General features: G+C 27.1%; 10 protein-coding genes. 4 read left to right on the plus strand and 6 right to left on the minus strand.

The window, feature by feature from the left end:
* The first annotated feature begins 1 nt into the window (after window position 1).
* Both JJC01_13805 and JJC01_13810 read left to right on the plus strand, forming a co-directional pair.
* Complete coding sequence (locus JJC01_13805) at window positions 2-2,500, plus strand: MFS transporter (protein UDN57240.1); 2,499 nt, start codon at window positions 2-4, stop codon at window positions 2,498-2,500.
* A 432-nt stretch (window positions 2,501-2,932) separates the two neighbouring features.
* Window positions 2,933-3,340, plus strand: coding sequence for a transcriptional regulator (locus tag JJC01_13810; protein UDN57241.1), 408 nt, complete (start codon window positions 2,933-2,935; stop codon window positions 3,338-3,340).
* Between the two features lie 231 nt (window positions 3,341-3,571).
* On the opposite strand, the gene JJC01_13815 is transcribed toward JJC01_13810, so the two are convergent.
* Both JJC01_13815 and JJC01_13820 read right to left on the minus strand, forming a co-directional pair.
* Window positions 3,572-3,781, minus strand: a complete 210-nt coding sequence (locus tag JJC01_13815) for a hypothetical protein (protein UDN57242.1) — start codon at window positions 3,779-3,781, stop codon at window positions 3,572-3,574.
* Window positions 3,782-3,818: 37 nt separating this feature from the next.
* Window positions 3,819-4,028 carry a helix-turn-helix transcriptional regulator gene (locus JJC01_13820; protein ID UDN57243.1) on the minus strand — a complete coding sequence of 70 codons (210 nt, stop codon included), beginning with the start codon at window positions 4,026-4,028 and terminating at the stop codon, window positions 3,819-3,821.
* Between the two features lie 298 nt (window positions 4,029-4,326).
* Here JJC01_13820 and JJC01_13825 point away from each other — a divergent pair, with 298 nt between their 5' ends.
* Both JJC01_13825 and JJC01_13830 read left to right on the plus strand, forming a co-directional pair.
* Window positions 4,327-4,737, plus strand: coding sequence for a helix-turn-helix transcriptional regulator (locus JJC01_13825; protein UDN57244.1), 411 nt, complete (start codon window positions 4,327-4,329; stop codon window positions 4,735-4,737).
* A gap of 235 nt (window positions 4,738-4,972) precedes the next feature.
* A complete protein-coding gene (locus JJC01_13830; GenBank protein UDN57245.1) occupies window positions 4,973-5,428 on the plus strand; it encodes a hypothetical protein in 456 nt (151 codons plus the stop codon).
* Window positions 5,429-5,597: 169 nt separating this feature from the next.
* Here JJC01_13830 and JJC01_13835 read toward each other — a convergent pair whose 3' ends face one another.
* From JJC01_13835 to JJC01_13850, 4 genes are all read right to left on the minus strand, one after another.
* Window positions 5,598-6,395, minus strand: a complete 798-nt coding sequence (locus JJC01_13835; protein ID UDN57246.1) for an N-acetylmuramoyl-L-alanine amidase — start codon at window positions 6,393-6,395, stop codon at window positions 5,598-5,600.
* 1 nt (window position 6,396) lies between these two features.
* The gene (locus tag JJC01_13840; protein ID UDN57247.1) at window positions 6,397-6,660 is read right to left on the minus strand and encodes a hypothetical protein; all 264 of its coding nucleotides are present in this window, start codon (window positions 6,658-6,660) and stop codon (window positions 6,397-6,399) included.
* Window positions 6,661-6,904: 244 nt separating this feature from the next.
* Window positions 6,905-7,258, minus strand: a complete 354-nt coding sequence (locus JJC01_13845; protein UDN57248.1) for a hypothetical protein — start codon at window positions 7,256-7,258, stop codon at window positions 6,905-6,907.
* Window positions 7,259-7,275: 17 nt separating this feature from the next.
* Window positions 7,276-12,453: a chromosome condensation regulator gene (locus JJC01_13850; GenBank protein UDN57249.1), complete on the minus strand. Its 5,178-nt coding sequence runs from the start codon at window positions 12,451-12,453 to the stop codon at window positions 7,276-7,278.
* Window positions 12,454-12,465: the final 12 nt, after the last annotated feature.

A 12,465-nucleotide genomic window follows, 5' to 3' on the forward strand; every position in this document is an offset into this window, starting at 1 on the left:
CTTGAATTCTAATACTAGTGTTCAAAGCAAAGATAATAATCCAAAGTTATTTTTAGTACTCACTCTTTATCTTTTAGGTATATTTATGGGAGCTATTGATACTGGAATAGTATCACCAGCAAGAACAATTATACAAAATAGCCTAGGTGTAAATGAAAAAACAGGAATTTGGATGATTACTATATATACACTAACATATGCATCTGTAATCCCTATTTCTGGTAAATTAGCAGACAAAATAGGAAGAAAATATGTATATTTAGTTAGTATATTTCTATTTGGTAGTGGCTCATTAATCTGTGGATTATCATCATTATTTTCCAACTTTTACATTTTACTAATTGGCCGTGTTATACAAGCTATTGGTGGAGGCGGAATTATGCCAATTGCTACAGCAGAATTTGGAACCACTTTCCCAGAAAACAAAAGAGGTATGGCTTTAGGTTTAGTTGGAGCAACTTATGGTATAGCAAATATTTTAGGTTCAAGTATAGGTAGTACAATACTAAGTATATTTGGAACTCAAAATTGGAAGTGGTTGTTTTTTGTTAACCTTCCAATATGCTTGGTTATAATTATTGGAGGAATACTATGTATTAAAAATAATAAGTCTACATCTACAGAGAAAATTGATAAATTAGGAACATTAATGTTGATATGTATAATAGTATCTTTGTTATATGGTCTTATGAATATAGACTTTTTTAATTTTAAAAATTCTCTACAAGATACATCAGTTTATCCTTATTTATTGACATTTATAATACTTATACCTATTTTTATATTTGTTGAAAATAAAGCTAAAGACCCTATTTTGAATTTCGAATATTTTTTGAATCCAAGAATACTAATAGTACTCATTCTGTCTTTAATTGTTGGTATTGGAATGATGGGTATGGTATTTGTTCCACAATATGCTGAAAATGCATTAAAAATAAATGCTGGTTCTGGTGGATATTTTGTTGCTATATTAGGATTATTTGCAGGTATTGCCGCTCCTTTGAGCGGAAAACTTATTGATAAGTTTGGCGCAAAAAAGATACTGTTACTTGGATTTTCAGTATCTATGATAGGCTCTCTTTATCTGATTTTAATTGCACTAAAAACCAATACAGTATTTAGTGTATGTGTAAGTCTTATATTTATGGGATTAGGAATGGGATTTACTATGGGAACACCTTTAAATTACATGATGCTTTCAAATACAAAAATAGAAGAATCTAATTCTGCACTTGCAACACTGTCTCTGATACGTTCAATTGGAACTTCAATTTCACCTGCAATAATGATTGGATTTATAGCACATGCGGGATTATCTGTACAGGATAATATTATGGATATAGTTGGTAAACCATCAACACCTAAAATAGTTCAACTTGAAGAACTTGAAACTATGATAGATGATTTAAAGTCAGACCCAGAAATGGCTAAGAATTTGAAAAATATTTCTATACCAAACATGAACGATTCATCAAGTATTAATATGGATATGACAGATGGCAAACTCCCAAAATACTTACTAGACAAAGTTCAATCAGCAGATACAACCAATATTACCAACATCACAAAAGAAATATCAACAACAATGTTTGATGAAAAAGTTCCTTCTGTAATTACGAAAATAGAATTAAATGTCCAAAAAGGAATAGATGGTACTCAAAGTGGAATAAATGGTATTGAAGAAGGTGAAAACAAACTAAACAGTGGCATCAAAGGAATTCAAACTGGTATTGACAATATGATAAAAGCTAGAACTGGTATTAATCAAGGAATAGCTGGAATAAAAAAAGGTATCGCTGGCACTGATAAAGGCATAAAAGGTATGGAACAAGGTATAAAAAAACAAGATAAAGCTATAAATGAAATGACACTTGCTTATAATAAAATACCTACAATACCACAGGGTACTACTCCTTCTGATAATGAAAATTCATCAAATAATCAAGAGCAAAATAACACTAGTAATTCTGACTCAAACAGTAATAAAAATGATTCTACAGAAAATAAAAATAACAATTCTAGTGAAAATAAACAAAATTTAAATGAAAAAAAAGAAGCTCTAAATTCTCAAATACAACAACTAAAAAAAGCAAGAGCTGAGTTAAACACCAAATTGCAAAAAACTAAATCTCAAAGAAAAGAATTAAGTAAAAAACTTAAAAACATAGAATCTCAAAAGAAAGAACTTCAGAGAAAATTAAATGATTCCATAAATAAAAAACAAGACATGGAAAAAGGTTTTGACACAATGGAACAACAGAAAAAATCGCTTCAATTAGTTCTAGCAAAAACACAGGAATTAAAAGATGAAATACCAAAAGCTTTTAATAAGTCAAAACTAGATTATATAAATTCTATAGAAAACAATAAAACAAAAATAGAAAATACACTACAATCTACTCTAAATTTAGGATTTAGACAGATGTATATAACAGTTTTTTGTGTAAATTTACTTGCATTCATAGTATTGTTATTCTATAAAGAAAACAAAACTAGATAAACAAATCCAATAGTATTATATTGTAAGCCTATATTATATTTTAAACATTTGAAATTCTTTATCTTTAACTAATATAAACTACAGTATAATACTATTCTCTTTCTAATATCTATCCTTAATATAATTTATATATATTCTTCATTATTAGAAAATTATATTTTCATACCCAAGTATACTTTAAAAGTAATCTATAAAATATATTATTGAAACTATTTTATTTTCAATATCTACTTTTGTCTATTAAAAGATATCTATAAATCAAAATAAACCATATATTTTCAATTATAATATGTTAAAATCATAGTATGAGTATATTAATTTAAGCAAAATGTCATTCAGACTTTATTTTAGTAATTTTATAGAAGAAAAGGAATATACCTCGATTTTTAATGTCATTTGGACTTCATTTATAAAAAGAAAGGAGTGTGTTTCATGGATACTTTAGGAAAAAGAATTGCTTATTTGAGAAACTCCAGAAAACTTACCCAGCGTAAACTTATGGATATTTTAAAATTTGAAAACTTAGGTAAGTTTGAAACTGGAGGTAGAAAGCCTAATTGCGATATATTAATGTCAATAGCTGATTATTTTGATGTTAGCACTGACTGGCTTCTATATGGAAAAGAAAAAGTAAACTCCAATAATAGTGTTAAAGAAAATAAGGAAGATTATTTGTATAATCTACATGTAACTGATGATGAAATGATGGTATTAAACCTCTATAGGCAATTGAATGAACGTGATAAAATAAAAATAGAAGGAATGCTAGAGTTTAAGATATCTGAATATAAAGAATTAGAAAAACATTCTCCTACTGAGGATAACGATAAACCAGTTTAAACATACATAATTTGATACGAATTTACATCATTTGTAGAGATTCTTTTTTTGTGATAAATTGGCAACTAAAATATGGATATTAAATTGCTCAAATAAACTATGATTTAATTACAAATACATTTATTGTAGCTGAATTAACATATCCATATTTTAGTTTATATGTTTTTTATATGTTTTTAAAAATATTCTATATCACTATGTAATTCTTTCTATCCCTAATTAATATATTACTTACGTCTTTAATTCTTCCAACATCTTTTTATATACAATTGTACATCCTTCGTAATTTTCCTCTTTAAGAAGGATTGAGCATGAAGTAGAATATTTAGTTAAAATATCCAATTTTTCCATGTTTAAACTTCGTACACCATTGAGAGCTGTAATAAAATCATCAATTGCTCTACAGCACTCTATTACTCCATCTGAATCTAATTTACACATAAGAATATGTCCCTTCTTCATATATTAGTTATTAATATTAATCTTCTTCTGAGCATTCTATATTAAGCAATTGATAAATTGATGATTTATATTTTTTTCCTGTCCTTCTGCCATTTAAAATAGCTGACAAATAGTTTTCATTAACACCGACTTTTTTTGCTAATTCCCTTTGAGTCATGTTTAATTCAATAAGCCTTTGCTTGACCTGTATTCCCAAAAAAGGTATCCATTTTTTTCGAGTATCCATTTAATCAAGTTCCCTTTCTAAATAATTTATATTTATTTTTATTATTAAACTTATACACCTCCCTCTGTTTAGTATATTTTTTAAATATGTACAAATATTAAGTACATGAATTTATTTAATACTAAATAAGATTTTTTGATTACTTTGTGCTAAAATTAGGATGTAATTTCGTATCATTAAATTAATTATAAAGTCATTTTGACCTTAAGTCAATATTTTTTATGTCATTTTGACCTTAAATTTGCAACTATCTATATTTTAAAAAGTCTTTCTGACATTAATTGAATGGAGAGTGTTTATGGATACTTTAGGAGAAAGAATTGTTTATTTAAGAAAAACAAAGAACCTTAAGCAATATGAATTAGAAGAAATGTTAAACTGTGATAATTTGAGTAAATTTGAAAGAAATATTAGAAAACCAAATTATGAGATATTAAAATCCATAGCTGATATATTTAATGTTTCTGTAGACTGGCTATTAAATGGAGATAATATATCACAAGAATCAAATTTAATTTGCGATTCCTCACCAAACTATCCATTTAATAGCATCAGTTCTAATGAAATAAAACTTTTAAAAAATTTTAGAAAACTAAGTGATTATGATAGAGCAAAAATAGAAGGTATGATTGAATTAAAACTTCATGAATATGAAAAAGAGAAAGATTTTGAAAAAACTGAGTATGATAAAAATAAAGATAAAAAATAGATAAATAATTTTTATGTTGCTTTTGATACGATTTTACATCATTTCTTTGCTCTAATATTTTTATTTCATTTATTTTCTTTTTTATAGTTTTATGATAAAATAATTAGTATATTTTGCTTTACTTGAATGTAATTATTTATACAAAAGTCAAACATAATATAAATGTAGTAAATTTTTAGTTTCAAGTAATCTCTCGTTATTATAACTAAATATTTATTAAAATTAGGAGGATAAAATGGGCTTAAAAGACAAATTCGCGCAATCATTTGCTAGATCAAAAACTATGAGTGGCCCTGAGAAAAAGGCTAATGAAATAATGGGTAAATTACTTCTTAAGAAGGCTATATTACCTATCGTTTTAATGTTCGTGATAATAATCGCTGGAGCTATGCTGAAAATCAATTCTTGGGTTACACTTGGCATAAATTTAGTTATTGCTGTTGGTGCTTTCTTCTACATAAGAAATTCTAGTAAAAAGTATCAAAACTTTAAACCTTATGTTGGCAATTTGATTAGTTTAGAGAAAAAAGGTAAAAAAGAGTATGTTGCTATTATAAAACAAGGTAAACTACCAGTTAAATTACAAATTGCTTATGGTGGTGAAGACCTTGAACATATTAAGAAAAATCAAATGGTTCAAATAAGTTATAATCCAGATGCTAAGATAGCTATTTTAGTTAACAGACAATAATTTTATAGTTTAATTATAAAAAGAGGTAGCATTAAATACTACCTCTTTTATATTTTTTCAATTTTAACATTTACTTCGTTTTATTTAGTTTTCTAATTAAACTAATTTATTCAAATTTATTATCTACTTTCCTTGCACATTTATTTTTGTATACTTCTCTTTCTGTATTTTAGTTGTACTTTTCTAAGTACTTTAGCACAAGTTCAAAAGTTTCTTTTCTATCATGTCCGACAAATTCAATATATTTATCAGAATAATTTTTTATGACTTCTGTAGCTTTTCCACCTATAGAAAAAATATTTTTTGCCATTTTATTTTTATAGTCCTTTATATCAATTAATAAGCTTTTTTCTATATAAAATGACATTATGATTGCAATTGATTTATCAACTTCTCCAGAATATACTATTACATTTTCATAAGATTCCTGTAAGTTATCTTCTTCTTTTATATTTTTATTTAGTATTCCTTCTGCTATTAGTTTTGCAATTGTATGTTTACTTCTAATATAATAGTCAGTATCTGCTTTACTGTCTACAAAACAAGTTTCGATTAGTATTGCTGGCGCTTTAGTGTGATTAAACCAGTATAGGTTTCTTATATCTTCTTTGGCTCCTCTATTTTTAAACACAGTTGAAAGTTTTGAGTTTACTCTTTCCGCATATATTTTTCCGCTGTTTGTTTTATATATTGTTTCTGTTCCTATGGGATTTAGAGTTGTCTTATTTGCATTGAAATGGATTTGTACTGCTAGGTCTACATCTTGCTTGTTGGATATTTGGCATTGTTCTGATAGATATTCATTTGATTTGTCTATTTTACCAGTATATGTTGTTGCTCCTCCTAGTTTTAGCCATTTTACTATTAAGTCTGTTAGGATTCTGTTTTCTTTTCCTTCATCTATATAGCCAACTGCTCCTGTTCCTTTTCCATACAGTGTATGTCCTGGTACTATTGCTACTTTCATATTATACACCTTCTTTTTGTAACATATCTTTTATATCAGTTACATTTTCTTTGATTTCCTCTACATCAGTCTTCATTGTTCCCATCTGTACAAGTATATTTTTATTTATTTCTTGTTGCTGAGTAGATAATTCTATAAAATTTTCTACAGTTTTTTTGTACATATCTCTATCTTCTTTTTTCTCTTGCATAGTGTTTTTAAATAAAAGAGCACATAATATCCCTATTGCTCCTAGACTGCTCAATTCGGTTATTAATTTATCCATTATATCCTCCTATCATCTAATTTTTTTATATTTGTATCTTGAATTTTTATTATATTTTAATATCATATAATACTCTGTTTTTTGACACTGTTATTTGTATATTTAGTATTTTAATTTTTTATAAAATTAATTAAATCTATAAAAAATTAATATAGCAAAAAATAAGTACAAGGTCTTAACTTTAGTGATTAAGACCTTGTACTTTGCATAAAAAAATAACTACTCTATAGTTATTCTAAGTTTACTATTCAACTGGTATTTCTAGTTCTTCACATCTAATTCTGACTTGTTCTCTAATTATTGTTGGTACCTCTTCTATAGTTTTCTTTCCCCTTAAAATTAATGCTACATATACCTCTACCATTCCACTTTCACCTCCAGATTTTGATATATTAAATGTGCTTATACTGTGAACTTCATTGACAGGAATTTGACTTAACAACATCTCATATATTTCTGCATTTGCTATAAAGTTGCTAGTTATATCATCATCTTGTTTTACTTGACCTACACTTATGTCTGAAATATCTTTATATTGCATTTCTACTTTTCTACCTTGTTTGATTTGCTCTATTTTGTTTTTATCAAATTTAAACAATTTTTAACACCTCCATTTTAAGCTTCTGGTTCGTTGTTTTCTGCATCATATCTAAAAATCATAGATGGACGTTTTATAGCTGTCCATTTATCCCCTTTTTCTACTATGATTTTAGGTTGAGCACTTTTTATGTTAGCTTCTTCTAATTCATAGATTTCTTGATAGCTTGAATCTGATTTTTTGATTTCAACTAGCTTCATGTCTTTAAATAAATCAGATTTATTTATTTTTACTTGAACCTTGGTTTTATTTATTAATTGATATATAGGGTCTCCAAGGTTTAAATCTTCTTCAAGCCCTCTATCTAGTGTAATCGTAATGTCTTGTTCATTAGATGTTGTATTGACTATCTTGTACATTCTATTACCTATCATAACATAAGAATCTTTAATTATAGAATTTCCAGTGCTCTCTTTAAAAATAAATAAAGAGGCATATAAATCATCACCTTTACAATAAGCTCTAAATAGTATCTTATTCTCTCCTATTTTAATTTTATCTGATGGCACTTCAAATGATATTTTTTCAGTAGTTAAGTCATTTATAGATTTTACACTTTCTCCATTTATAAGCATTTCTATTCTACTTATATCTTTATTAGGGTCTTGTATTTTTATTTTAATTGATGAAATTGACTTTTCATTAATTTCTATAGCAGCATTTGTTGTTCCTACTTCTGATATAATATATAATGTATTGTCCGTTGCAAGTACATCCTTTACTGTATTTACATCTTCAGAAATAGGTACTATAGTGAATTCTTTTAAAAATTCTACTGGTTGCTCAATTTTATATACATCTCTATTTTTTCCAGTAACCCATACTGAATTATCATTTTTAAGTACTAATATATGGTCACTTCCATAAGATTTTATATCTCTTATGTCTGTCAATGCTTTTGTAAAAAATTTAATTATAGTATTTTCACTATCACTTCCTAATCCTAAAGTACCTTTATCATTATACCCTTGTACAAATAATTCATTGCCTGTAGTTACTACTAAGGTATAGTTTTTACCACAATGTACTTCTTTACAGCTAGATACAGTTGTAATTCTTTGTAATTCAGTAACTGGATTATTATGCCCTATACCTAATTGATACTCTGAGTTTTTACCAATAGACCAAAGACTATCATCAGACTTTATAAAGTAAGTAAAATTATCTCCACATGAAATATGTTTTACATCTGATACATTAATCTGTACAAATTCATCTACTTGATTTATAGATAAGTCTTGTAATAGTTCTCCATGATAGTTTGTACCGCATCCATATATTGTTCCATCATTAAGTAATACAATAATATGAGTTTTAGAAACAGAGACTTCTTTTATATTTTCATATGGAAGTTCAGTATAAAGGTCTCCTTTATATAAGTTTCCTAATACTAAGCCATAGTCTATGTCTTTTGTAGTAGGAACAACTATCTTGTTATTTAAAAGTATAAAATTATGTCTGTTTTTAATAGATGTTAAATCTCCCATTACAAAATTCATATGCTTATAATTAAATATTCTATTATCATTATTTCTACTATCATATCTATTGCCAACACCTAATTGCCCATAATTATTTAATCCACAAATATATATATCATTAGTATCTTTTATTGCTATATTAGCATACTCTAGAGGAAGTATTTTCTTTACTCTTGTATTGGTTTTTATAAATGTATCTCTTTTTGTTACATCGCCAACACCTAATTGCCCATAATCATTAAAACCTGTACCATATAAGTCCCCATTATCACTTACATAATATCCACATCTATAATTCATTCCAATATCTTTTGCTTTTGATGCTATTTTTTTAATCTTCTCTGGAGTCTCACTTCCTGTACCTGAACCATTACTACATTTACCTGCAGTATATACATCCCCTTCACTTGTAAGTAAAAGTACTGCATTATTTCTGTTTGGAGCTACTTTTACCACATTTGAAATTGGAATTTCAGAAAATGCACTTTGATTGCTATTGCTATTTAGTCCTAAGCAATAATCAGTATTTAGGCCTGTACTATATGCAGTATTATAAATTGTTATTATATAAGTATTTATTTCATTTGGTATAACTTCTTTTACATTTTCCATACACTTTATAAAACTATACTGGTCAGTAGTATTTCCCATACCTAATTGTGAATTGTTATTGTATCCACAACAATATGCAATATTTGTGTCTTTTACAATAAAAGTTGTTGTGTCTGAACAGTATACATCTCTTATATTGGTTATATTATTTACAGTAAATGTCAATACATCTGGATGATTACTTTCGCTTCCTAAGCCTAGTTGCCCATGAGTATTTTCTCCACATGAATATAGTGTGTTATCATCTTTGATTGCATGTGAGTGAGTAGTCCCTAAAACGACATCTCTTACATTTTGTATATTTACTTTGGTAAATGTATTTCTATTTACTATATCACCTAAGCCCAATTGTCCTTTGGTATTTAATCCTGTAGAGTATAGTGTTCCATCATTTCTAATTGCAAATGTTGTGTTACCATCTATACTTGTTGATATTTTATTTATGTTATCAAGATTTATCTGAGTAAACTTATTTCTATTTACTGTATCTCCTAAGCCCAATTGTCCAGAACTATTATTTCCTGTGGCATAGACTGTTCCATCATTTTTGACTATAAACATTGTATTTTTTGATGTTGTAATTTCTTTTATGTCATCCATAAATATAAATGAGTTCAATTGTTCAGTTATATTTGTGAATTTTTTTACTGGTTGATTGTTATATTCTCCTATGCCTAGTTTATTAAATTGATTTGCTCCTGTTACATATATATTGTTATTTTTATCTACTACTACTACTGTATTACCTTTTACAATTATATCTTTTATATCTTTTAGTCCTGTATCATATCCACTTACACCATCTAGACTTGTCATATTTCCAAATTCTCCATTATTAGCAATTCCATACCCATATAATTTAGAATTACTAGAATTTATAATAAAAAGACTCCCCAAATTTGAATATTCAGAACTAATAGTAGTATAGCTTTTATATCCAGTAGCAGATAATCCAAATGTTTTTGGGTACCCAGTAACATATGTACTTCCTTTTTTAAAGTATAATATATTATCTGATGTTCCTATTACTTTTTCTATTCCACTAAAAGTATTTACCTGTGTAAAGTAAGTATTATAATGAGAATTTGTAGTTTCAATAAAACTTCCATATCTTGAATAGTCAGTTATACTTGGATTGCTCTTTGATGTATCTGGGTATTTATGATGTCCTGCTAAATAAACATATCCTCTTTCGTCAATTATTGCACAACCATAATTAAAAGGAAAAACATTAGTTATTTTAGGTAAATCACTTAGACCACTAGAACTAGTAGATAATGAAACTGTTCTATACTTAGATACTAGTGTTTTATTTGCATTGCTACCACTAACTATACCTAATTGATAGTAACCATTATATCCAGATACATATAATTTTCCTTCACTATTTATCATATATACAGAATAATCATATACTGCTATCTTTTCAATATTACTTATACTCTGCTTAGCTGGATAATTAGAAACTCCTTCTATATTATTATAAGTACTAGCCCCCCAGCCATATACCTCTTTTGAATGATTTAAAGCTACTACATAATTACTTTCTACACAAAAATCTTTTACATTCTCTATTTCTATTTTTGTAAATATACTTCTATTAATACTATCTTTTAATCCCAATATACCTGAACTATTATATCCACAAGAATATAATGTTCCATTATTCTTAAGTACAAAAGTTGAGTTTCCATTTCCCTTTACATCTAAGACATTATCTATATCCACCTTAGTCATAACTGACCTGTTAGCAGTATCTCCCAATCCTAACTGTCCATGATTATTTAGACCACATGAATATAATGTCCCATCATTCATAACTATAAACATATTGTTATTCGTTAACTCTATCTTCTTATAATCTTGAAAATTATCACTTAACTTTACATTTAGAAATTCACTATTATCTTTAGTAACATACAAATAATCATCATTAACCAATAATCCTGAATAATTATCTAAATTTGAAGATTGTACCTTTGAAAACTCATATAGAAAAGTTGTATGAAAAAATGAACCAAGTTGACCTGATAAATTACATCCAGACACAAATATTTCCTTTGAACCATTTATTAAAAAGTTAAATTGAGAACCACACTTAATATCTTTTATATTTTCTACGTTAACCTTAACAAAAGTATTTCTTGATGCTACATCCTTGTCAGCATTGGCTAATTGACCATAAGTGTTTTGTCCTGTACTAAACAGTGTATTGTCATACTTTAATATCATAGTATGATTATTTCCACAAAAAGCAGATTTAACATTATTTATATTAGAAAGAGTAAATACAATTGAATTATTATTATTTCCTGTACCAAGCTGACCAACACCATTATATCCTGTAGTATACATAGTTCCATCATTCTTAATAAGGATTGTATGACTACTACCACATGCCATCTGCTTTACATTATCCATACCTTCTATTTTATTAAATACACTTTTATTCAAAGTACTATTAATTCCCAACTGCCCACTTGAATTTAACCCACAAGCATGTGCTGTTCCATCCATTTTTATAATGAATACAGATTGATTATAAGTTACTACATCCTTTACACTATCTACATTTACTTTAGTAAAAGTAGCCCTATTGTTAGTATCACCTAATCCAAGTTGACCACTTGAATTTAACCCTGCTGAATATAGAGTTCCATCATTTTTAAGTACAAAAGTAAAGTCATAACCACATACAACAGATTTTACATCATCTATTGGTAACTTAGTAAATTCGTAATACACTGTAGACTCGATTACTCCTAATTGACCTACATTACTTGTTCCTGCTCCATATGCAAATCCATCTTTAGTTACTGCTACACTATGCTTTGAACCACAAGATACATATTTTACATTATCAATTTTTACTTTACTAAACATCCTTCTCTCTGATGAATCTTTTCCAAGTCCTAATTGAAAACCTGTATTATCACCACAAGCATATAAATTCCCATCTGATTTTAAACCAAAGGTACTATTACTTATACCAGTAAAAAATTCTACGAAATCATAATCGTTATATCTTTTATCAAAATCATCAACCAATATGTTCTTATCGTTAAAATAAGCACCACGTTGTAAAAGTTTATTTTGCTTCATTATCAGAACTAC

The sequence above is a fragment of the Clostridioides sp. ES-S-0010-02 genome (genome assembly GCA_020641055.1).
Taxonomy (GTDB): domain Bacteria; phylum Bacillota; class Clostridia; order Peptostreptococcales; family Peptostreptococcaceae; genus Clostridioides.

Coding starts and splice junctions, on each gene's coding strand:
- JJC01_13825 (UDN57244.1), top strand. CDS start 4,327: ATGGATACTTTAGGAGAAAGAATTGTTTATTTAAGAAAAACAAAGAAC.
- JJC01_13810 (UDN57241.1), top strand. CDS start 2,933: ATGGATACTTTAGGAAAAAGAATTGCTTATTTGAGAAACTCCAGAAAA.
- JJC01_13840 (UDN57247.1), bottom strand. CDS start 6,660: ATGGATAAATTAATAACCGAATTGAGCAGTCTAGGAGCAATAGGGATA.
- JJC01_13835 (UDN57246.1), bottom strand. CDS start 6,395: ATGAAAGTAGCAATAGTACCAGGACATACACTGTATGGAAAAGGAACA.
- JJC01_13850 (UDN57249.1), bottom strand. CDS start 12,453: ATGAAGCAAAATAAACTTTTACAACGTGGTGCTTATTTTAACGATAAG.
- JJC01_13815 (UDN57242.1), bottom strand. CDS start 3,781: ATGTGTAAATTAGATTCAGATGGAGTAATAGAGTGCTGTAGAGCAATT.
- JJC01_13830 (UDN57245.1), top strand. CDS start 4,973: ATGGGCTTAAAAGACAAATTCGCGCAATCATTTGCTAGATCAAAAACT.
- JJC01_13820 (UDN57243.1), bottom strand. CDS start 4,028: ATGGATACTCGAAAAAAATGGATACCTTTTTTGGGAATACAGGTCAAG.